At 67.1% G+C, this 21,703-nt stretch carries 20 protein-coding genes; 7 read left to right on the top strand and 13 right to left on the bottom strand.

Features of this window, described 5'->3' with window-relative positions:
* The first annotated feature begins 128 nt into the window (after positions 1-128).
* Genes ugpB through ACWIGM_RS27880 form a run of 5 tightly spaced genes read left to right on the top strand, consistent with a single transcriptional unit; the run spans position 129 to position 5,080 of the window.
* Positions 129-1,445, top strand: coding sequence for a sn-glycerol-3-phosphate ABC transporter substrate-binding protein UgpB (gene ugpB, locus ACWIGM_RS27860; RefSeq protein ID WP_454029219.1), 1,317 nt, complete (start codon positions 129-131; stop codon positions 1,443-1,445).
* 60 nt (positions 1,446-1,505) lie between these two features.
* Complete coding sequence (gene ugpA, locus ACWIGM_RS27865) at positions 1,506-2,387, top strand: sn-glycerol-3-phosphate ABC transporter permease UgpA (protein WP_454029220.1); 882 nt, start codon at positions 1,506-1,508, stop codon at positions 2,385-2,387.
* On the top strand, positions 2,387-3,145 hold the full coding sequence (locus ACWIGM_RS27870; protein WP_454029221.1) for a creatininase family protein: 759 nt from the start codon (positions 2,387-2,389) through the stop codon (positions 3,143-3,145). Before ugpA ends, ACWIGM_RS27870 begins: the two co-directional genes overlap by 1 nt.
* On the top strand, positions 3,145-3,993 hold the full coding sequence (gene ugpE, locus ACWIGM_RS27875) for a sn-glycerol-3-phosphate ABC transporter permease UgpE (protein ID WP_454029222.1): 849 nt from the start codon (positions 3,145-3,147) through the stop codon (positions 3,991-3,993). Before ACWIGM_RS27870 ends, ugpE begins: the two co-directional genes overlap by 1 nt.
* Before the next feature lie 7 nt (positions 3,994-4,000).
* Complete coding sequence (locus ACWIGM_RS27880) at positions 4,001-5,080, top strand: sn-glycerol-3-phosphate import ATP-binding protein UgpC (protein ID WP_454029223.1); 1,080 nt, start codon at positions 4,001-4,003, stop codon at positions 5,078-5,080.
* A gap of 163 nt (positions 5,081-5,243) precedes the next feature.
* Here the strand turns inward: ACWIGM_RS27880 and ACWIGM_RS27885 are convergent, their stop codons facing one another.
* The 5 genes from ACWIGM_RS27885 to ACWIGM_RS27905 all read right to left on the bottom strand — a co-directional run bounded on the left by ACWIGM_RS27885 (position 5,244) and on the right by ACWIGM_RS27905 (position 10,953).
* A complete protein-coding gene (locus tag ACWIGM_RS27885) occupies positions 5,244-5,882 on the bottom strand; it encodes a redoxin domain-containing protein (protein WP_454029224.1) in 639 nt (212 codons plus the stop codon).
* A gap of 44 nt (positions 5,883-5,926) precedes the next feature.
* Entirely contained in the window at positions 5,927-8,086 is a 2,160-nt protein-coding gene (locus tag ACWIGM_RS27890) for a protein-disulfide reductase DsbD family protein (protein ID WP_454029225.1), read from the bottom strand.
* 81 nt (positions 8,087-8,167) lie between these two features.
* Positions 8,168-9,223, bottom strand: coding sequence for a dTDP-glucose 4,6-dehydratase (gene rfbB / locus ACWIGM_RS27895; protein ID WP_454029226.1), 1,056 nt, complete (start codon positions 9,221-9,223; stop codon positions 8,168-8,170).
* Positions 9,220-9,798: a dTDP-4-dehydrorhamnose 3,5-epimerase gene (gene rfbC, locus ACWIGM_RS27900; protein WP_454029227.1), complete on the bottom strand. Its 579-nt coding sequence runs from the start codon at positions 9,796-9,798 to the stop codon at positions 9,220-9,222. The genes rfbB and rfbC overlap by 4 nt, the downstream gene beginning before the upstream one ends.
* A 33-nt stretch (positions 9,799-9,831) precedes the next feature.
* Entirely contained in the window at positions 9,832-10,953 is a 1,122-nt protein-coding gene (locus tag ACWIGM_RS27905) for an anhydro-N-acetylmuramic acid kinase (RefSeq protein ID WP_454029228.1), read from the bottom strand.
* A 120-nt stretch (positions 10,954-11,073) separates the two neighbouring features.
* Here ACWIGM_RS27905 and ACWIGM_RS27910 point away from each other — a divergent pair, with 120 nt between their 5' ends.
* Positions 11,074-11,451 (top strand): hypothetical protein, encoded by a 378-nt coding sequence (locus ACWIGM_RS27910; RefSeq protein WP_454029229.1) that lies wholly within the window; start codon positions 11,074-11,076, stop codon positions 11,449-11,451.
* A 2-nt stretch (positions 11,452-11,453) separates the two neighbouring features.
* On the opposite strand, the gene ACWIGM_RS27915 is transcribed toward ACWIGM_RS27910, so the two are convergent.
* From ACWIGM_RS27915 to ACWIGM_RS27925, 3 genes are all read right to left on the bottom strand, one after another.
* Positions 11,454-11,675, bottom strand: coding sequence for a hypothetical protein (locus ACWIGM_RS27915; RefSeq protein ID WP_454029230.1), 222 nt, complete (start codon positions 11,673-11,675; stop codon positions 11,454-11,456).
* A gap of 86 nt (positions 11,676-11,761) precedes the next feature.
* Entirely contained in the window at positions 11,762-13,345 is a 1,584-nt protein-coding gene (locus ACWIGM_RS27920) for an ABC transporter substrate-binding protein (RefSeq protein WP_454029231.1), read from the bottom strand.
* A complete protein-coding gene (locus ACWIGM_RS27925) occupies positions 13,342-14,865 on the bottom strand; it encodes a serine hydrolase domain-containing protein (protein WP_454029232.1) in 1,524 nt (507 codons plus the stop codon). Before ACWIGM_RS27925 ends, ACWIGM_RS27920 begins: the two co-directional genes overlap by 4 nt.
* Before the next feature lie 222 nt (positions 14,866-15,087).
* Between ACWIGM_RS27925 and ACWIGM_RS27930 the strand changes: the two genes are divergently transcribed.
* The gene (locus ACWIGM_RS27930) at positions 15,088-15,411 is read left to right on the top strand and encodes a hypothetical protein (RefSeq protein ID WP_454029233.1); all 324 of its coding nucleotides are present in this window, start codon (positions 15,088-15,090) and stop codon (positions 15,409-15,411) included.
* 12 nt (positions 15,412-15,423) lie between these two features.
* Here the strand turns inward: ACWIGM_RS27930 and ACWIGM_RS27935 are convergent, their stop codons facing one another.
* The 5 genes from ACWIGM_RS27935 to ACWIGM_RS27955 all read right to left on the bottom strand — a co-directional run bounded on the left by ACWIGM_RS27935 (position 15,424) and on the right by ACWIGM_RS27955 (position 21,607).
* Positions 15,424-16,710 carry a four-carbon acid sugar kinase family protein gene (locus ACWIGM_RS27935; protein ID WP_454029234.1) on the bottom strand — a complete coding sequence of 429 codons (1,287 nt, stop codon included), beginning with the start codon at positions 16,708-16,710 and terminating at the stop codon, positions 15,424-15,426.
* Positions 16,711-16,712: 2 nt separating this feature from the next.
* On the bottom strand, positions 16,713-17,987 hold the full coding sequence (locus ACWIGM_RS27940; protein ID WP_454029235.1) for a ribulose-bisphosphate carboxylase large subunit family protein: 1,275 nt from the start codon (positions 17,985-17,987) through the stop codon (positions 16,713-16,715).
* A 130-nt stretch (positions 17,988-18,117) separates the two neighbouring features.
* Positions 18,118-18,657 (bottom strand): VOC family protein, encoded by a 540-nt coding sequence (locus ACWIGM_RS27945; protein WP_454029236.1) that lies wholly within the window; start codon positions 18,655-18,657, stop codon positions 18,118-18,120.
* Positions 18,658-18,679: 22 nt separating this feature from the next.
* Positions 18,680-20,557, bottom strand: a complete 1,878-nt coding sequence (locus tag ACWIGM_RS27950; protein ID WP_454029237.1) for a TRAP transporter large permease — start codon at positions 20,555-20,557, stop codon at positions 18,680-18,682.
* A 33-nt stretch (positions 20,558-20,590) separates the two neighbouring features.
* Entirely contained in the window at positions 20,591-21,607 is a 1,017-nt protein-coding gene (locus ACWIGM_RS27955; RefSeq protein WP_137882857.1) for a TRAP transporter substrate-binding protein, read from the bottom strand.
* Between the last annotated feature and the right edge of the window lie 96 nt (positions 21,608-21,703).

The following is a 21,703-nucleotide window of genomic DNA, read 5'->3' on the forward strand; positions in this document are numbered from 1 at the left end:
GGATGCGCGTCCACAGCGGGGCGGAAATGTCATCGTTTTGTCATTGAACTGTCGCCCCGGCTTCATGCTAGCTTGCGCACCAACGACAAGAACGCCCGCGCATACCGGGGGCTGAGAGGGAGCTGATCATGACCTTCAAATTCAAGACCCTGACCGCGGCCGGCGTGTTCGCACTCGCCGCTGCTTCGCCGGCTATGGCGCAGACCGAAATCCAGTGGTGGCACGCCATGACCGGCGCCAACAACGACGTCGTCGTCAAGCTGGCCGAGGAGTTCAACGCCTCGCAGAAGGACTACAAGGTCGTCGTCGCCTACAAGGGTTCCTATCCCGACACGCTGAACGCCGGCATCGCCGCCTTCCGCGCCGGCAACGCGCCGCACATCATGCAGGTGTTCGAGGTCGGCACCGCGACGATGATGTCGGCCAAGGGCGCGATCAAGCCGGTCGCCGACGTGATGAAGGACGCGGGCGAGAAGTTCGATCCGAAGAGCTACCTGCCGGCGATCACCGGTTACTATTCGACGACGAAGGGCGAGATGCTCTCCTTCCCGTTCAACTCGTCCTCGATGGTGATGTGGTACAACAAGGACGCGCTGAAGAAGGCCGGCCTGCCGGAGGCCCCGCCGAAGACCTGGCCGGAAGCGTTCGAAGCCGCCAGGAAATTGAAGGCCGCCGGCTGGGACAAGTGCGGCATTTCCACCGCCTGGACGACCTGGGCCAATATCGAGCAGCTCGGTGCCTGGCACAACGTGCCGGTCGGCACCAAGGCCAACGGCTTCGACGGCTTCGACACCGAGTTCAAGATCAACGGCGACCTCTTCGTCAAGCATCTGACCAACCTCGCCAATCTGCAGAAGGAAGGCGTGTTCTCCTATTCCGGCCGCACCAACACCGGCGAAGGCCGTTTCACCTCGGGCGAATGCCCGCTGTTCCTGACCTCCTCGGCCTTCTTCGGCAACGTCAAGGCCAACGCCAAGTTCGACTGGTCGAATGCGCCGATGCCGTATTATCCGGATGTCGCCGGCGCCCCGCAGAACTCGATCATCGGCGGCGCTTCGCTCTGGGTCATGGGCGGCAAGAAGGCCGACGAGTACAAGGGCGTCGCCAAGTTCTTCACCTTCCTCTCGGACGTCGACCGGCAGGTGAAGCTGCACACCGAGTCCGGCTATCTGCCGATCACCAAGGCGGCCTATGAGAAGGTCAAGGCGTCGGGCTTCTACAAGCAGAACCCCTATCTCGAGACGCCGCTGCTCGAACTCAACAACAAGGAGCCGACCGACAACTCGCGCGGCGTCCGTTTCGGCGGCCTCGTCCAGATCCGTGACATCTGGTCGGAGGAGATCGAGGCGGCCCTGAACGGCCAGAAGACGCCGAAGGCGGCACTCGATGCGGCTAATGAGCGTGGCAACCAGGCGCTGCGCCAGTTCGAGCGTACCGCCAAGTAAGACAAGACTGATCGGAGGCCGGGACCATAATCCCGGCCTTCCTTGCCGCCGGGCTGGCCGATGCAGAAATATGCTCACTTCAAGGGGCTGACGATCCCGCTGCTGCTGCTCCTGCCGCAGCTCGCGATCACGCTCGTCTTCTTCTACTGGCCGGCGAGCCAGGCCGTCTGGCAGAGCTTCCTGCTGCAGGACGCCTTCGGCATCTCGACCGAGTTCGTCTGGTTCGAGAACTATCGCGACCTGTTCGCCAAGCCCGAATACTACAAGGCGCTGATCAACACCGGCATCTTTTCGGTCTTCGTCGCGCTGCTCTCGCTCTCGCTGGCGCTGCTCTTCGCGGTGATGGCGGATCGGCAGATCCGCGGCGCAGAGATCTACAAGACGCTGCTGATCTGGCCCTATGCCGTCGCGCCGGCCATCGCCGGCGTGCTCTGGATCTTCATGTTCGATCCCTCGCTCGGCATGCTGGCGCGGGGGCTGCAGAGCCTTGGCGTCGCCTGGAATCCGCGCCTCAACGGCAATGATGCGATGACGCTGGTCATCCTGGCCGCGACCTGGAAGCAGATCTCCTACAACTTCCTGTTCTTCCTCGCCGGCCTGCAGTCGATCCCCAAGAGCGTGATCGAGGCAGCGGTGATCGACGGCGCCCGGCCGATGCGGCGCTTCTGGACCATCGTCTTTCCGCTGCTCTCGCCGACGACCTTCTTCCTGCTGGTCGTCAACCTCGTCTACGTCTTCTTCGACACCTTCGGCATCATCGATACCATCAGCGGCGGCGGTCCGTCGGGTGCGACCGAGACGCTGGTCTACAAGGTCTATTCCGACGGCAAGGGCGGCACCAATCTCGGCGGCTCGGCAGCGCAGTCGGTGATCCTGCTGATCATGGTCATCGGCATGACCGCCTTCCAGTTCCGCTTCATCGAGCGGAAGGTGAACTACTGATGGCGTCCGTACTCTGGCAGGAGCTCACCGCCGAGGAATTGCGCGAGAAGGCGGCGAAGGATGCCGTCGTCGTGCTGCCGGTCGCCTCGATGGAGCAGCACGGCCCGCATCTGCCGGTTGGCGTCGACACCATCCTGTGCAGCGGCGTCTGCAAGCTTGCGGCCGAGCGCGCCGGGGATGTCGAGGTCGTCGTCGCTCCGACGCTCTGGTGCGGCATGGCCGAGCACCACATGGCCTTTGGCGGCACCTTCACCTTCGACATCCCGACCTATCGCGCTGTTCTGCTCGCGCTCCTCAAGAGCCTGGAACGCCACGGGTTCCACCGTGTCGTCATCGTCAACGGCCATGGCGGCAACATCGCCGCGCTCGCCGCCTTCCTGCCGGACTTCGCCAGGGAGACCTCGCTCCAGATCCGCGCCACCACCTATTTCCTGCTGGCGCAGGAAGCGATGGCGCCCTTCATGGACGATCAGGTCAGCGTGCTGCATGCCTGCGAGGTCGAGACCTCGATGATGATGGTGCTGGCGCCGGAGACGGTGCGGCAGGACCGTCTCCCGGAAGCGTTCGGCATGCTGGGTGCCGACCTGACCGCGCTGACCCGGCCGACCGTCGGCCAGTACAAGCCGTTCCGCGAGATGACCGGAACCGGTGTGATCGGCGATGCCCGCAAGGCCACGCCGGAAAAGGGCAAGGCCTTCCTCGACGCTTCGGCAGATGCGTTGGCGAAGCTTCTGAGTGAGCGCGGAGGGCAAGGCTGATGGTCGAGGACCGCCGCTTGGGCGATGCGATCGCCTACATCATCCTGACGATCGGCGTGCTCATCTGCGCCTTTCCGGTCTGGCTGACCTTCGTCGCCTCGACCTGGGACAACGCCACCATCATCAACGGGCAGTTGCCGCTCTATCCCGGCCCGCACTTCCTGGAGAACTACTACCGCATCCTCTTCGTCGGCACTTCGGGCTCCACCCGCGAGCCGGTGGCGAGCATGATGCTGAACTCCTTCATCATGGCGATGACGATCGCGCTGGGTAAGATCTTCATCTCGGTGCTCTCGGCCTACGCCATCGTCTATTACCGCTTCCCGTTCCGGATGGCGGCGTTCTGGATCATCTTCGTCACGTTGATGCTCCCGGTCGAGGTCCGCATCTTCCCGACCTTCAAGGTCGTCTCCGATCTCGGCATGCTCGACAGCTATCAGGGCCTGGCCGTGCCGCTGATCGCCTCGGCGACCGGCACCTTGCTGTTCCGGCAATTCTTCATGACCATTCCGGACGAATTGCTGGAGGCCTCGAAGATCGATGGCGCCGGCCCGTTCAAGTTCTTCAAGGACACGGTGCTGCCGCTCTCGCTGACCACGATCGCGGCGCTCTTCGTCATCCAGTTCATCTATGGCTGGAACCAGTATCTCTGGCCGCTGCTGATCACGACCAAGGACTCGATGCAGACCATCGTGATCGGCATCCGCAAGATGATCACCACCTCCGACGCCCTGACCGAATGGCAGCTCGCCATGGCCACCGCCATGCTCGCCATGCTGCCCCCGGTCCTCGTCGTCATCGCCATGCAGAGGCTCTTCGTGAAGGGCCTCGTCGAGACAGAGAAGTAGCCCGCCAATGGCTCAGGTCACGCTCAACAACGTCAAGAAGATCTATGCCGGCGGCGTCGAGGCGGTGAAGGGCGTCTCCTTCGACATTCCCGATGGCGGCTTCTGCGTCCTCGTCGGCCCGTCCGGCTGCGGCAAGTCGACCTTGCTGCGCATGGTCGCGGGGCTCGAGACGATCTCGGCCGGCGAGGTCGCGATCGGCAGCCGTGTCGTCAACCAGGTCGAGCCGGCCGACCGCGACATCGCCATGGTCTTCCAGAACTACGCGCTCTATCCGCATATGAGCGTCTACGACAACATGGCCTATGGCCTGCGCAATCGCGGCACGCCCAAGGACGAGATCGAGAAGCGCGTCGCCGAGGCCGCCCGCATCCTCGCCATCGAGCCCTTCCTGCAGCGTCGCCCGCGCCAGCTCTCCGGCGGCCAGCGCCAGCGCGTCGCCATGGGCCGCGCCATCGTGCGCAAGCCGCAGGTCTTCCTGTTCGATGAGCCGCTTTCCAATCTCGACGCCAAGCTGCGCGTGCAGATGCGCGTCGAGATCAAGAAACTGCAGCGCGCGCTTGGCGTCACCGCGATCTACGTCACCCATGACCAGGTCGAGGCGATGACGCTCTCCGACAAGCTGGTGGTGATGAATGGCGGCCAGGTCGAGCAGATCGGCGTGCCGGCCGAGGTCTATCGCAAGCCGGCGAGCCGCTTCGTCGCCACCTTCATCGGCTCGCCGCCGATGAACCTGCTGCCGGCCAAGGTCGACGGGCACGGCATCATCGCGCTCGGCGATGCCCTGCTGCAGGCGCGCGATCTGCGCGAGGATCTGCCTGTTGGCACCGCGGTCGAGGTCGGCCTGCGGCCTGAGGACATCGAGATCGCTTCGGAAGGTGCGGCCGGCTCGCTGCCCTTCGACGTCGAGTTCATCGAGGAGCTCGGCGCGACCCAGCTCTTCCACGGCCAGCTCGCCGGCAAGCCCTTCGTCATGCAGGCGGCGACCGGGGAGGTCGCGGCCCAGGCGGGCCGGCTCTGGATCTCGGTCGACCCCGACAAGGTCCATGTCTTCGACGCGGAGAGCGGCGTTCGGCTCGGGAAGGCTTGAGCGCGAGGAGCCGCGACCTGCCCCCTCTCCCCTTGCAGGAGAGGGTTGGGGTGAGGGGTCTCGCGACGTCTCAGGATTGGCAAGCGGCGATGCTGGAAACGGCAGTGCGCCCCCTCATCCGGCGCTGCGCGCCACCTTCTCCCGCAAGGGGAGAAGGGAAGACTCAGCTCACCGGCGCGTATTTCACCACGCAGCCATAGGCCTTGGTCGCCGGCTCGGAGACCGCCTTGCCGGCTTTGAGCTCGGCCACTGCCTGGCGGACATAGCTCTTCGCACCGCTGAGGCTCGAGGCGCTCGACGAGGGCTTGTCGTCGATCGCGCCGGCATAGGCGAGCGTGCCCTTGGGATCGATGATGTACATGTGCGGCGTCGTCTGGGCGCCATAGGCACGCGCCAGCTGGCTCTTCGGGTCGAGCAGGATCGAGGCCGGCGCGGCGTCGCGCGTCCTGCCGAGGTCCTTGGCCTTGGCGGCGTCGACATGGCCCTGCTCGCCCACCGGCGAAGAGATCACCGAGAGCCAGACGATGCCGTCCTTGGCCATGTCCTTCTGCAGGGTCTGCATGGTCGCACTGTTGTAGTGCTTGCGGACATAGGGGCAGTCATGGTTGGTCCATTCGAGGATCACCGTCTTGCCGGCATAGTCCGAGAGCTTCTGCAGCTTGCCGTCGACGTCGACGGCGGAGAAATCGGGCGCCTTGGCGCCGGGCTTGGCCGCGCTCTGGGCGAAGGCGGCGCCGGAGGCGAGCGCCAGTGCGGTGGCGGCAATGCCGGCGATGAAGGTCTGTCTGCTCACGGCTTTCATCTTCAGTCTCCCTGCTGAGGTTGAAATGTCGGGGCTCGGCCTCACTATTGGCTGGACGCGGTCTTCACCTCGCGGCCAGCGGCACGCTGGGCCGCGCTCACCACGGTTTCGGGTGTCAGCAATTGCGGCAGCACCTCCGCCTGCGCGCCCTTCGTTCCCGGATAGAACAGGTAGAGCGGCACGCCGGCGCGGCCATACTCCGCCAACGTCGCGGCGATGGTCGCGTCGCGATTGGTCCAGTCGGCCTTGAGATAGGTGACGCCGAGCTTGGTGAAGGCGTCCTTCACCTCCTGCCGCGACAGCGCGACCCGGTCATTGGCGAGGCAGGTGATGCACCAGGCCGCGGTGAAGTTGACGAAGACCGGCTTGCCTTGCGCCTGTAATTCAGCAACCCGCACCGGCGACCAGACGCCCGGCGCATCTGTCCCGGCCTGCGCGGTCGGCTGCGGAGACGGTGTCGCGCTTTCGATGACGAAGGCCGAAGTCGCACCGACGAGCAGGATGGCCGCCGCCGCCGCGACGGCGCGCACGCCACGACCGCTGCCGCGGGTGACGCCGACCAGCCAGAGCGCGAAGCCGGCGACCAGGATTGCGACGAGCGCGGCGAGCGCACCATCGGCGCCGGCCTGCATGGTCGCGACCCAGACCAGCCAGATCGCGGTCGCGAACATCGGGAAGGCGAAGGCCTGCTTCAGGATGAGCATCCAGCGGCCGGGCTTCGGCAGCAGTCGCAGCAGCCCGGGCGCGAAGGAGAGCGCCACCACCGGCGCGGCGAAGCCGAGCGCCAGCGCCATGAAGATCGACAGCGCCGCGGCCGGCGGCTGGGTCAGCGCATAGCCCATCGCCGCGCCCATAAACGGGGCAGTGCAAGGCGTCGCCACCACCACAGCGAGCGCGCCGGTCATGAAGGCGCCGACCGGGCCACTGCGGCTGGCGAGCCCGTCGCCGACACCCTGCAGGCGGCCGCCGATCTCGAAGGCGCCGATCAGGTTGAAGCCGATCAGCGTCATCAGCACGGCGAGCAGGATGACCAGCGGCGGTGACTGCAGCTGGAAGCCCCAGCCGGCGCCGAGCGCGATCACCAGCGACGCCAGCACGAAGAAGGTCGCAAGCACGCCGGTGAGGAAGAGCAGGCCCTGCTGGCGCACTTCACTGCGGCTCGCCTGCGCGACCTGGGCGAAGCCGAGCGCCTTGATGAACAGCACCGGCAGCACGCAGGGCATCAGGTTGAGGATCAGGCCACCGGCGAAAGCGAAGGCCAACGCCAGAAGGAGTGAGAGATCCTCGGCCGGAGGCGGCGGCAGAACGACCTTCGCCGGCGCCTGCGCCGGGGCGGCGACCATCTGCAGCAGAGCTGGCTCGACCTCGGCGTTGAGCGCCAGCGCGCGCCTGGTGCCGCTATCGTCGAAGGTGAGGACGCCTTCTGTCGTCGGCGTGCCGACCTTGAAGGCCGTCGAGCGTGTGAGGGTGAGTGCGCCGTTCGCGAGCGGCTGCTCGGCCGCATGCTCGATCAGCGTATCAAGGATCGGGAAGAAGCGGACATCGCTGGCGCCAGCCGGCAGGCCCGGCAAAGCGAGCGCGAGCTTGTCCCCGCCCTTCGCCGTCAGCCTGGCGGTGAAGCCGGCTGGCTTCGGCAGGGCAGCGCGCGCCTCATCGATCCGCGCCTCGGCAGCCGTGTCGACAATGCCAGCCGGCGCGATCGGTAGATCGAGGGTGAAGGCGCCTTCCTCGGGAATGCAGATCTTCTCGCAGACCAGCCAGGTCGCCTTGGCCGAGAGCGTCAGCGTCTCGCCCGGCTTGGCATTGGCTGGGACGGAAATCTCGACCGGCAGCAGGACATTGTCCTCGAAGCCGAAATTGACGAGAGGCTCGACCCGGATCGCCTTCGGTGCCGGCCACTGGATCGCGCCGGCGCTCACACCGTCCGGCAGCGTCCACTCGATCCGCGTCGCCTCGCCGGAATCGCCGGGGTTCTGCCAGTAGCTGTGCCAGCCCGGCGCCAGCTTCTGGGTGAGGGCGACCTGAAAGCGCTCGCCCGGGGCGACGGCGTCGCGGCTCGACAGCAGCGTGGCGTTGACGCGCGCCGAGGTCACGGCGGCGGATTCGGCGGCGAGCAGCGACGCAGGCGCCAGCAGGGCCAGCGCCAATGAGGCGCACTGCAACAGCCGGAATGCGGTCCGGCGCGGAAGGCTCGTCGCGGTCATGTCGATCAGATGCCCGCTTCCGTCGAGAAAAGCCAATGACAAGCGGGTGATAGCGGCGCGAGGTCGCAGGCCTCGGAGCAGTCAGCCGGCCCCGAGGCGCTCGCCGCGATAGACGCCGGAGCGGATCCGGCTCCACCAGTCGCGGTTCTCCAGATACCAGGCGACCGTCTTCCTGAGACCGCTGTCGAAGCTCTCCTGCGGCCGCCAGCCGAGCTCGCGCTCGATCTTGCTGGCATCGATCGCATAGCGCTGGTCATGGCCCGGCCGGTCGGCGACGAAGCGGATCAGGCGCTCGCGCGGGCCGAGCGCGGCATCGGGCGCGAGCTCATCCATCAGCGCGCAGATCGCCTGCACAACTTCGAGATTGCTGCGCTCGGCGCAGCCGCCGACATTGTAGCTCTCGCCGATCCGGCCGCGCTCGGCGATCACAGCGAGCGCGCGGGCATGGTCCTCGACATGCAGCCAGTCGCGGACCTGGGCGCCCGAGCCATAGACCGGTAATGCCTTGCCCTCGAGCGCGTTGAGGATCATCAGCGGGATCAGCTTCTCGGGGAAGTGATAGGGCCCGTAATTGTTCGAGCAGTTCGAGAGCACGACCGGCAGCCCATAGGTGTGGTGCCAGGCGCGCGCGAGATGGTCCGAGGCTGCCTTCGAGGCCGAATAGGGCGAGTTCGGCTGATAGGGCGAGGTTTCGCTGAACAGCCCGTCCTCGCCGAGTGAGCCGAAGACCTCGTCAGTCGAGATCTGGTGGAAGCGAAAGCCCGCCTGCTCCGCCGGCGCAAGAGAGCGCCAGTGCCGCAACCCCTCCTGCAGCAGCACGAAGGAGCCGACGATGTTGGTCTCGATGAAGGCGGCCGGCCCGTCGATCGAGCGGTCGACATGGCTCTCGGCGGCGAGATGCATGACGATGTCGGGCCTGAACTCGGCGAAGGCCTGCCGCATCGCCGTGGCATCGCCGATATCGGCCTGCAGGAAGGCGAGACGCGGATCGTTCGAGACGGAGCTGAGATTGTCGCGATTGCCGGCATAGGTCAGCTTGTCGACGACCAGCACCTGATGCGGCGTCTGCCGGATGAGATGGCGCACCACGGCCGAGCCGATGAAGCCGGCGCCGCCGGTGACGAGATAGCGCTTCATGGCTGGGCCTCGCAGCGGAATGGGCTGGCGAAGCCGGCGAAGCCGGGCAGGACGGCGTCCTTGCCGGAGAGCTGCGCCTCGGCCGTCGCGACCGGCCAGTCGATCGCAAGCTCCGGGTCGTTCCAGGCGATGCCGCCCTCGGTCTCGGGCGCGTAGGGGCCATCGACCTTGTAGGTGACCTCGGTGCCGGGCTCGAGCGTGCAGAAGCCATGGGCGAAGCCGCGGGGAACGAAGAGCTGCTCGGCGCCCTCGGCCGTGAGCGTCGCTGCGCACCATCTGCCATAGCTCGGCGATCCCAGGCGGATATCGACGGCAACATCGAAGATCGCGCCCTTCAGCACCCGGACGAGCTTGGCCTGCGCCGCCGGCGGCTTCTGGAAATGCAGGCCGCGCACCACGCCGCGCGATGCCGAGAGCGACTGGTTGTCCTGGGCGAAGACGGCATCGATGCCGGCCGCCGCGAAGGCCTCGGAGCTATAGGTCTCCATGAAGTAGCCGCGCGCATCGCCGAACTTCTTCGGCCTGATCAGCACGACGGCAGGGATGGCGAGGGGCTCGAAGGCGAACTTGCTCATGGCCCTCTCTAAACGTCGGGGATGACATTGCTGTCAATCCGCGTGGGCAATTTTCCCTCCTGTCATCGGCGCTGGCACGCCGGTGGTCAGCGGGAAGGAGATCGGCAGGCCGGCCTTGCGACGCATGGCGAGGAAGGCGAAGCATTCCGCCTCGATCGCATCGCCACGCCAGCCGACAGCTTCTGCCGGAATGGCCTCGGTGCCGGTGCGCGCATTGAGCGCCGTCATGATCGCTGGATTGCGCCGGCCGCCGCCGCAGACGATCAGCCTTTGCGGTCTGATCGGGAGCAGATCGAGCCCGCGTCCGACCGCGCCGGCGGTGAAGGCGGTCAGCGTCGCCGCCCCGTCGGCGAAGGAGAGGCCCTCGGCCATTGCGGCCGTGAAATCATGGCGATCGAGCGATTTCGGATAAGGCGCGAAGAGGTAGCGGTGCTCGAGCAGCCGCGCGAGCCTCTCTTCATCGACGCTGCCGGCAAGCGAGAAGGCGCCGTCGCGATCCATTTCGCCCTTGCCGTGTTGCTTGATCCAGTCATTGAGCGGCGCGTTGCCCGGCCCGGTGTCGAAGGCGAGCACCTGGGTCGTGTCGGCGAAGGCGCTGAGATTGCCAACGCCACCGAGATTGAGCACGGCGGTCTCCTGCCCGGCCCCGAGGCTGCGCATCAACGCGGCGTGATAGCTCGCGACCAGCGGCGCGCCCTGGCCGCCGGCGCAGACATCGGCGGTGCGGAAATCATAGACGACATCGATGCCGAGTTGCCCGGCCATCAGCGCGCCGTCACCGAGCTGGCGGGTGTCGCCCTGGCGTTCCCTGGTCGGGGCGCGATGCAGCACCGTCTGCCCATGGAAGCCGATGGCCGCGACATCGCTGGCCGCGATTCCTTCAGCGGCGAGGAATTCGGCGACGGCCTCGCCTTGCGCCAGTGTCAGGGCACGTTCGGCCTCGGCGAAGATCGCGGGCTCCGGTCCCTCGAAACGCCAGCCGAGCGCCGCCTGCACGGCCTCCGCCAGCAAATCGCGAACCTCCTGGCGATAGGGCGAGAGCCGCCACGGCCCGAATTCGGCGACCGCCGTGCCATCGGTCCGGATGGCGGCGATGTCGATATTGCCATCGAGGACCGTTCCGGTCATCAGGCCGATCGCCCAGGCTGGCTGCATGCAACGCATCTCCTCTCGCCCCGAGCGATGCCTGTCACAGGCAAGGTTCGCCCGCAATCCCGACCAGATTCTGACCCAATCTCTGCCTACGCAAAGGCGAACCTCCGCTGGAGATCGGCCATGCTGACCCGTCGTTTCGTCCTGACCGCCTGCCTCGGCCTCGTTCCCGCCGCGCCGGCGCTTGCGCAGGCGTTAAGCGGCGGGGTTGGCGCGCCGCCACGCGCCGTTCCGCCACCGATCGAGGTTCCGCCGCCCGAGGTGCCTATCGCGCCGCCGCGCCCGCCCCGGGGGCCGGCGCCGACCTATGACGAGGACGATGACTACGGCATCAGCCGACGCGATGCTGTCCGCATTGCCCGCCGTCGCGGCGTCGTCGATGTCGAGAACGTCGGTCGCCGTCGCGGCCTCTGGATTGTCTCGGGCACCGACGATGAGGGCGAAGACATCCGCGTCGTCATCAATGACGAGGGCTATGTCGTCGACGTCAGGCGCGACTGAGTTCAGCCGACGCGCAGCGCCGCGTCGAAGGCGTCCTGCAGCATTTGCCGGCATTGCCGGGCCTGCTCGCGGCTGGGCTCGTGCAGGATGTGCGGAGTGATGTCGGCGAGGTCGCGCAGGGCGAAGTCGATCGCCGACATGAGATCGAGCGCCTCGCCGTCGTGTTCGACGGCGGGCGGCTTCAAACGGAACTGCAACACCTGACCCATCAGGACCTGACCCATTACGCTCTCACGAGACTAAGAAGGCGAATCGTTCCGCCTGAGTCTCGTCCGCAATCGGTCAGGAACCGGTTAACGCCGCCTCGGCCTCATTTCTTCTCGACGTTCCAGAACAGCATCACCGGTGCTGCCAGCACGCCCGAGACAGTGGCGCGCCGGGCATAGGGTTGGTCAAACTGGCCGAGCACGCGATAGGGCTGCATGTCGGCGAGCCGCTTGTGCAGCGCTTCGACTGCCGCCTTGCGGGCCGCGTCGTCGGGCGCATCGACCACGGCGCCGCGCAGCTTCTCGGCTTCGGCATCGCAGGGCCAGCCGGCCCAGGCCTTCTCGCAGGCCATGTTGGTGCCGATATTGGTCATCGGCGACTGCATGGTCGCGCCCGAGGCATAGGTCACGAACAGGTTCCAGCCGCCCTGGTCCGGCGGGCTCTTGTTCTGCTGGCGCGTGGTGACGGTGCCCCAGTCGGAAAACTGGACGTCGACATTGACGCCGGCCTTCTTCAGCTGGGCGGCAGCGACCTCGGCCATCCGGCCGATCGCGGCGATGTCGTTGCTGGTGGTCAGCACCAGCTTCTCGCCCTTGTAGCCGGCCTCCGCCAGCAACTGCTTCGCCTTCTCCAGATCGGGCTTGGCGTAAGCTTCCGTGCCAGCCTGCGTGCCGTTGGGCGCACCACAGATGAAGTAGGCGGCGCAGCGCTTCCACCATTCCTCGTCGCCGAAGCCGCCGGCCAGGAACTCGGCCTGGTCGGTGGCATAGGCGAGGGCGAGCCGCGCCTTCGGGTTGTCAAAGGGCGGATGCAGGCTGTTCGGCCGCAGCATCACCTGGTTGGCGAGGTTGGAATAGCGCTCGACCTTGACGTCTTTTGCCGCTGCGACCACCGGGATCAGGTCCTGGCTCGGCTGCTCCCAGATGTCGATCTCACCGGTCTGCAGCGCGGCTGCGGCTGTCGCCGCGTCCGGCATGATCAGCCACTCGACCCGGTCGACCTTGACGACGCGCCCGCCGGCAAGCCCGTCGGCCGGCTCGGCGCGCGGCACATAGTCGGTATTCTTGTCGTAGATGACCTTGGCGCCGCTGCGCCATTCCGCGCGGTTGAATTTGAACGGGCCGGAGCCGATCGTCTCGGTCACCGGCTTCATCGGGTCGGTGGTCGCATCGGCCTCGCGCATGATCACCGGGATCTGGCCGACGGCCGAGCCGAGCGCGAAGGGCACCAGCGCCATCGGCTTCTTCAGCCTGAGCACGAAGGTCTTGTCGTCCTTCGCCTCCATCCCTTCGGTGTATTCGCCGAGCTTGCCGCCGATCGTGTCGCGCTTCATCCAGCGTGTCAGCGAGGCGATGACATCGCGCGTCGTCACCGGCTGGCCGTCATGGAATTTCAGGCCCGGCCGCAAGGTGAATGTCCAGCTCAGCTTGTCGTCCGAGGTCGAGAAGCTCTCGACCATCTGCGGCTTGGGCTGGAGGTTGGCGTCCCAGGCGAACAGCGTCTCGTAGATCATCAGCCCGTGCATGCGGGTGATGACGATCGAGGCTGCGACCGGGTCCAGCGTCTTGAGATCGGCGTGCGGCGCGACCCGCAGCACATTCTTCGGTGCCGGCTGGGCCTGCACGCCGGCGGCGAGCAGCAGCGCGGTCGTGCCGATGAGTGTCGCGGCAAGACGGGAACGGATCATGATTGGCCTTCCTCGATGCGTTGGAAATGCAGGATGCGCGAACGATGGCCGGCGAGCCGCAAGCTTCCGTCCGGCTGCAGCCAGAGGCAAGGCCGGTGTCGCCACGGGCCATGCATGAGATCGGCCAGCGCCCGCCCGCCGGGCAACGGCGTCAGCCGGGTCTCACGGCCGATCGTCCCGGCCCAGGGCCAGGACGCCGTGCCGTCAGCGCGGATCGTGATCTCGACGCCGAGCTGGTTGTCGCGCCAGCGCCCGATGAGGCGCAGGTCAAGTTCTGCTTCGGCCGGCACCGGCAGCAGCCGGCGCGATACCCCGCCGATCCTGCCTGTCAGCGCGCCGTCGGTCTCTTCCTTCAGCCGAATATCGAGATAGGCTGGCAGGCTGCGCAGACCGCCTTCGCCATCCGAGACGAGCTTCTCATAGCCGCCCATGACGCTGATGGCGCCGCCAGCGAATTCGGCCCAGAACGGCCCGTCCTCTGTGGCGTAGAGTCCGTTGGGAATATGCTCAGGATCGCCCGGCAAGGCCTCGTCGGTCAGCGCCGCCAGCACGCGCAGGGCCGGCCAGAGCGCATCCTCCTCGCGATTGGTCAGGACGACGACGCCGACGCCCTGCTCCGGGGCCATCAGCATGTGGTTGCGATAGCCGGTCAGCGAGCCGCCATGGCCGATGATCCAGGTTCCGCCGAGCTCGGTCGCGACCAGGCCCAGCCGGTAGAGGCTCTGGCTGCCATCGCTGAACTGGCGTGGAGCAGTGAGCTGGTCGAGCAGCCCGGCTTGAGAGCCGCGCCCGGCCATCAGGCCGGCAGCCCAGCGCGCCAGCCCCGCCGCGCTGCCGGCCATGCCGCCGGAGGCCGAGAAGTTGAAGCCATAGAAGCCGCGCCGCCACGCCTGCCCGTCATGCCAGTAGCCGGTGGCGAGCCCGGGGACGACCTCGCTCTCGTCGGAGACGAAGCGGATCGGCAGTGAGGCTGGCGCCATCAGCTCTTCCACCAGCTGCGCTGCGCTTTTGCCGGTCCGGCGCTCGAGGATCGCCTGGGCCAGGCGCCAGCCGGTGTTGGAGTACGCCATCTCCGTGCCGGGCTCGGCATTGAGCCCGGGCAGGCGGCAGGCGGAGGCGAAGATCTCGGCGGCGCTGAGGCTCGCGGTGAACGGCGTGCCCTGCTGCCAGAGCGCCTCCATCATGTCCGGCAGCGCGCCGGTCATGTCGAGCGCCCGGCCGAGCGGCACCGCGCCGAGCGCGTCCGGCAGCTCTGGGATGAAGCTGCCGAGTGTTTCCTCCAGCGGCACGCCCTCTATCAGCAGCACGGAAGCGCAGATATGCTTGCTGATCGAGGCCAGCCGGTTCTGCGTGTCGGCGGTGAAGGGCAGGCGATGCTCGATCACGGCAAAGCCGCCACTCGCACTCTCGCGCACGCCGTCGCGGTCGAACAGCACGATGGCGCCGCCCGGCCCGCCCTGTCGCGTCCAGGGTTCGGCGATCGCCTGTGCCTCGGCCCGCCCCTTCGTCCAGTCGACCATGCCCTTTTATTCTCCGGCGTCCGTCCCGGATGGAACTGTCGCGGATATCGGTGCGGCTAGGCAATCCTCCTGGCCATGCGTCGGAAGCCGACCTACTCGTCATGAAAGTGGCACAATCACTGGTCGATCCTGCCTCTGCGCACGCGGCGGTGCGCTGGACCGCAGTCCGGACCTGTCAGAGACTGCGGATTTGATGAAGGCATATTGAGGAGGCGGATTGGTATGAGACGCGCATTCATCGTGGCCGGAGCTATCGGCCTCGCCGGTATTGTGGCAGGTTGCTCCCAGCCGCAGCGCTTCGGCGCCCCGCCTCCCGGCCTGGCGCCAAGCCCTGCGCCCGGCGCCACCGTGATGACCAAGCGAATCGTCAGCGACGGCGCCGGCGGCCTGCAATTGCCGGATGGAACGCGCGTGCAGACTGACCAGAGCGGCGGCTTCAGCCTGCCCAATGGCGCCTATGTCCGGCGTGACCGCTCCGGCGCGCTCAACCTGCCGAACGGCTCGCGCTGCGTGCCCGACAATCAGGGCGGCTTCGTCTGCCCGTGAGCGCGGACCGGCTCAAGCTGTCTCGGCGACGCGGTTGAAGAAGTCGGGCGTGCCCATCTGGCCGCCCTTCAGCACGATGTCGAGGCCATCGAGCCTGGCATCGTCGCTATGGGCGCGGCAGAGCGGCGCGCCCGGCGTGCAGGGCGAGCGGTAGGACAGGCCCCAGAGATCGAGCGAGCGGATCGCCAGCGTCGAGGTGTCGCCGCCAGCGACGACCAGCCGCGCGATCCGCGCTTCGCTCATGATCGCGCGCAGCAGTGCTCCGGTCGCGGCCGCGACCTTGCTGGTGTCGGCGGGAGCGCCGGCCGGTCGGTCGGTGATCAGCATGACATTGCGCTCGGCCAGGCGGGTGAGCGCCTCGCAGCGTAACGCCTCGAGATAGGCGGGCTCGCCGGTCAGTCGCGCCGGATCGATCGTGATCCGCTCATAGCCCTCCGCAAGCTCGACCTGGGCGCGGGTCACCGGCGACAGGCTGCCGACCAGAGCGAGCAGGTTCCCGCCCGACTCGCTGCGCGCCAGCTTCGGCATCTCGGCTTTTGCAGCTTGCGGGAAGCCAGCGAAGGCCTGTGCCACCGAGCTCGCGCCGATTGCGAGCATCGGCCCTGCGCTCATTCGCTCGTGCAGCAGCGCGCTGATCGCGATGAGATCCGACGGGCGCGACACGTCGAAGAGTACGGCCTCGGGCCGCGACGCCAAGGCGGCATCAAGGGTCTGCCCGGCTCCATCGGTCTCATGGCTGCGATAGTCGACGAGCGCGACGCGCTCCAGTCCTTGCGCTGCAAGATGCCGCCGCAGATCGGCCTCGCCCATCGGCGTCACCGGGTGGACGCTCATGGTCGGGTGGCGGTCGATGCGGTGGACGGCACCGCCCGCTCCCGCCGCGGCGAAGAGAGTGCCGAACAGGCAATAGCGCCCGAGATTGGGCTGGCCGCCGATCACCGGCAGCAGCGGATTGGGGAAATGCGGCCGCAAGGCGCGCGCCGCCGCACCGAGACTGCCGACCTCGGGCGCGCTGTCGAAGGTCGAGCAGCATTTATAGTGCAGCAGGTCGATGCCGAGCCTGGCGAAGAAGCGCCCGGCTTCGTCCAGCTCCAGTGCCATGGCGTCGGGCGCCATCGCCCGCGTCGCCCCGGCGATCCCGACCGCGTCCAGCGCTCCGGCACTGGCGAGTTGCTCGGGCGTCGGGATGCGCAGGAAGAGCAGAGCGCGCTGTCCGGCTTCCGCCAGCGTGGCGAGCGTATCGGTCGCGCCGGTGAAGTCGTCGCCATACCAGCCGTAGCGGGGCGCCTCATTCGCCATGTTCAGCCGCTGCCCTTGCCGAAGAAGGCGAGCGCCTGCGCGAGCTCGTCGTGCTCCTTCGCTGCCGCGCTCAGCGGCACGCCGGCCGCGACCGCCTGCCAGGCCTGGCGGATGCTGGCGACGCCGGCCGCCGGCCCGGCGGGGTGGGCGAGGATGCCGCCGCCGGCCATGAACAGGAGGTCGTCATGGCCGATCGCGTCCCAGGTCGTTTGCGCCGTGCCGGCCCATTGCCCGGAGGAGAAGGCTGGCAGGACGCGGTCGTCGATTCCGTCAGTCAGTGGCGTCACGCAATCCCTGGCGGAGGTCACCACCTCCTCGTCCTCCTGCGCGAATTTGCCCTGCAAACCATGGACATGCATGTGGTCGACGCCGGTCAGTCGCCACAGCGTCTGGTAAGCCTGGAAGCCGATGCCGAGCAGCGGATGGCGCGATAGCGCGCCAAAACCGTTGCGGTGGCCGTGCAGGGCAAGGCTGGTCGAGCGGCGCAGGGTCTCGACCGCCGAAAAACCGCACCAGTTCAGGCTGACCATGACGCAGGAGCCGCCCTCACGCTCGACCAGCTCGGCATGGCGGCGCATCTGGTCGGTCTCGGCCGTGATATTGAAGGCGACCATCACCGCCTTGCCGGTGCGGTCCTGATGGCGGCGCACCGCGGCCATCACCGCAGGCACCCGCTGGGCCAGTGGCGCATGCACCGGATCGGCCGAGATCTCGTCATCCTTGATGAAGTCGAGCCCGGCGGCGCAGAGCCGGCCGACCAATTCTGCAGTCTCATAGGGGCGCAGGCCGACATTGGGCTTGATGATCGAGCCGATCATCGGGCCATCAATCACGCCGGTCGCCCGACGGGTGCCGGCGATGCCGCGGGTCGGCAGCGGGAAGAGGCGGCGATAGGCGGCGGGCAGAGCCATGCTCTCGAGCCTGAGGCCTGTGACCTCGCCGAGATCGAACAGGTTGCCGGCGACGATCGAGGCCAGCGTCGGCAGGTTGGCCCCGACATTGTCGACCGGGAAGGAGAGCGTGATCCTGGCGCGGCGCCACGGACCTTCTACGCCCTTCCGCACCAGCCAGGCATTGGGCAGGCTTGGCTCGGCTGCGCTATCGAGTTCCTCGACCGCGACGACGGCGGCGCGGGTGCGGTCGCGCAGTTCGTCGGTCTCGCCGGCGACGCGGGTGAAGGTCCCGCTCGACTGCTCGCCGGCCATGACGTCCGCGACCTTGCGCGGATCGAGCGGCGTCTCGATCAGATAGGTGGCGTCGAACCGTTCAGCAGACATGGTCATGTTCCGAAGTCGCCGCCCCCGTCATTGCGAGCGTAGCGAAGCAATCCAGGAGGTCTCGCGCAATCCTTCTGGATTGCTTCGTCGGCTTCGCCTCCTCGCAATGACGGGAGGGCGCCATGATCGCTCAGAGCTTGCTGAGGTCGGGGAACGGCCGCACCGGATCTTTGCCATCCCAGCTCTCGGCCGCCTCGCGGATCAGCCGGAACATCTCGCCCTTGGGGCCGGCGACCTCAGAGAGCTCGATCACCGTGCCGGGGTGGTAATGCGTGTCGAAATAGATGAAGCGGCCGCGCTCGCCGACCTCGCCCGACATCACCGGCTGGAAGCCCTCGGCCAGCAGCCGCTCCAGGTCGGCGTCATAGTCCGAAGTCCAGTAGGCGACATGCTGCAGGCCACTATGGCCGGCATCGGTGAAGTCCTTGTACATCGACGGCACTGCATTGCGGCACTGGATCAATTCGATCTGCAGCGGGCCGGAATTGGCGAGCGCCACCGAGTTGTGCGGCTCATAGGCCTCACCCTTGTAGCGGTAGTTCCTGATCGGAACCTTGGGATTGTAGAAGAACGGCCCGACGCCGAGCACCCGGCTCCAATAGTCCATTGCCGCCTCGATATCGGGGACGACATAGCCGGCCTGACGGATCTGGCCAAAATGACGGCTCATGGGTGCTTTCCTGCGAAAATGCCTAGAGGAAGCCGATGGAGAACCACGGCACGGCGGCGACGATGACGAGGCCGACCAGCAGGGCCGCGACATAGGCCCAGATGTATTTCAGCCCCTCGTCGGGATTGATCTTCGAGATCGCGCAGGCGCCGTAATAGCCGACGCCGAAGGGCGGAGCGAAAAGCCCGATGCCCATCGCGAAGATCACGACCATCGAATAATGCACCTCGTGCACGCCGATCTGCTTGGCGATCGGGAAGAGCAGCGGCCCAAACAGCACGATCGCCGGGATGCCTTCGAGCACGCTGCCGAGGATGACGAAGGCGACGATCGAGATGGCGAGGAAGCCCCAGGTGCCGCCGGGAACTGCCGCCATGACCTTGGCGAGGTCCTGCGAGAAACCCGATTGCGTCAGGCCCCAGGCCATAGCGGTGGCACAGCCGATGATGAAGATGATCGCGCCGGTGAGCGATGCCGTGTCGACCAGCATGCGCTTGAGCCGGCGCCAGTCGAATTGCCGGTAGATCAGGATGCCCGCCAGCACCGCATAGGCGATGCCGATGGTCGAGACCTCGGTCGCGGTGGCGACCCCCTCGACGACGGCGGCGCGGATGACGAAGGGCAGCGCGATCGCCGGCGCCGCGATTAGACAGAGCCTGCCGATCTCGCGTTTCGAGTACTTGGTGACGTGGCTGAGATCTTCGCCCCTGTTGCGCCACCAGACGACGAAGCAGAGCGCGATGCCGAGCACGACGGCCGGCAGCATGCCGCCGGTGAAGAGCGCCGCGATCGAGACGCCGGTGACCGAGCCGATGGTGATCAGCACGATCGAGGGTGGGATCGTCTCGGTCTGCGCGCCGGTCGCCGAGAGCAGCGCGACGAGGTCGCCGGGCTTGGCGCCGCGCTTCTGCATCTCCGGGAACAGCACCGGCGCGATCGCGGCCATGTCGGCGATCTTCGAGCCTGAGATGCCCGAGACCAGGTACATCGCGCCGACCAGCACATAGGACAGGCCGCCGCGGACATGGCCGAGCAGAGAGGCCAGGAACTGGATCATGGCGCGGGCCATGCCGGTCATCTCGATCAGCGCGCCGAGGAAGATGAACAGCGGCACGGCGAGCAGGATGAGATGGCTCATGCCCTCGTCGAGTCGGCCGACCATCACCACCATCGGCGTCGAGGTCGTCAGCGAGAGGTAGCCGAAGGTGGCGAGCGCGAAGGAGAAGGCGATCGGCACCCCCGCGAAGACGTTCGCCGCGACGACGCCGACGAAGAAGATCACAAGGTTGAGCTTGCCGAGCGGCTTAAGCACTGGCCCGAGGAGCCAGAACAGGATGATGAGGGCCACGGTGGTGCCGATCGCCAGCGCGACCGTCTTCCAGGCGCCGAAGCGCAGCAGCCGGCAGAAGGCGGCGAACAGCATCAGCACGATGCCGATCGGCAGCGCGGCGGCGCGCCAGGAATTGGCGATCTCCAGCGCGGGGGTGACGATGAAACGCTCGTCCTCGGCGTAGTCCAGCGCATCCGGCAGGATCATCACCAGAAAGGCGATCGCCGCGGTGATCGCGAGTGCTTCGAGCAGGAGGCGCGCCTGCGGGCCGACGCGGGTGACGAGCCCGGTCATGCGCATATGCTCGCCGCGGCGCAGGGCCACGACCGCGCCGAGCATGGAGAGCCAGAGAAACAGGATCGAAGCGAGCTCGTCCGACCAGACCAAAGGGGCGTGGAAGGCGTAGCGGGCGGTGACGCCCGCTCCGAGGATGATGATCTCGGCGAGGACCAGCACAGCCGCGACGAGCTCGACCACCGTGCCGACGGCGCGGTCGAGCCTGTCCGCGAGGCGACCGAGGCCGGTCGCCGGCGCGGCCGGCGGCGGCAAAGTGGCGGCGTGAGCGTCCATGGTGTTTCCCCGGGATGTCGGTTCCGGCAAGCCTCAGGCGAGCTTGCCGACCGCTCCCTCGAGCAGGCTCCAGGCCTCGGCGCCGAAGCGCTCCTGCCATTCCTTGTAGAACCCGCCGTCGCGGAGCTTGGCCCGGAAGCTGTCGGGGTTGGTCTTGTTGAAGGCAAGCCCCTTCGACTGCAGATCAGCCTGCACGGTATCGTTGAGGCTCTTGATGTCGCCGCGCTGGGCGACGCCGGCGTCGTTGATCGCGGACGCCACGATCTTCTGGATGTCCGCCGGCAGGCCCTTCCAGGCGCGGCCATTGGCGATGAACCAGAAGCCGTCCCAGATATGGTTCGAGACCGCGCAGCTCTTCTGGACTTCATAGAGCTTGGCGACCTGGATGATCGGCAGCGGGTTCTCCTGTGCATCGACCACCTTGGTCTGCAGCGCCGAATAGACCTCGGAGAACTGCAGGCTGGCCGGGGCAGCGCCGAGCGCCTTGAACATCGAGATCGAGAGCGGCGAGACCGGCACGCGGATCTTGAGCGAGGCCATGTCGGCCGCCTGCTCGATCGCCTTGCCCGAGGTGGTCATCTGGCGGAAGCCGTTGTCCCACATCTTCTCGAAGGCATAGAGATTGACCTTCTCGATCGCGGCGCGGACATGCGCGCCGACCGGCCCGTCCATCGCCTTCCAGACCTGGTCGTAATCGGCGAAGGCGAAGCCGACCGCGTTGATCGCCGCGACCGGCACCAGCGTCGCGATCACCAGCGCCGACGGGGTGAAGAAGGTGATCCCGCCATTGCGGACCTGGCTCAGCATGTCGGTGTCGCCGCCGAGCTGGTTGTTCGGGAAGATCTTGATCTCGACCCGCCCGTTCGTCTCCTTGGCGACGCGCTCGGCCGCCTGCTGGGCGCGGATGTTGAGCGGATGGCTGAGCGGCAGGTTGTTGCCGTATTTCAGCTCGATCTCGGCGGCCCGCGCGATCATCGGCATGCCGATCAGCGATGCGGCGGGGGCGGCGGCGAGGCCCTTGATGAGCGTGCGGCGGCTCGGTCCGGTCATGATGTCCTCCCTGGACGGCTGATGCGAGTTGATCGCTCTTGAGTGCTTGACGCCCAGCATAGAAATCGCGTCTGATGGTCTTCAAGCTCATTTTCT

Source organism: Allobosea sp. NPDC055332, assembly GCF_053645455.1.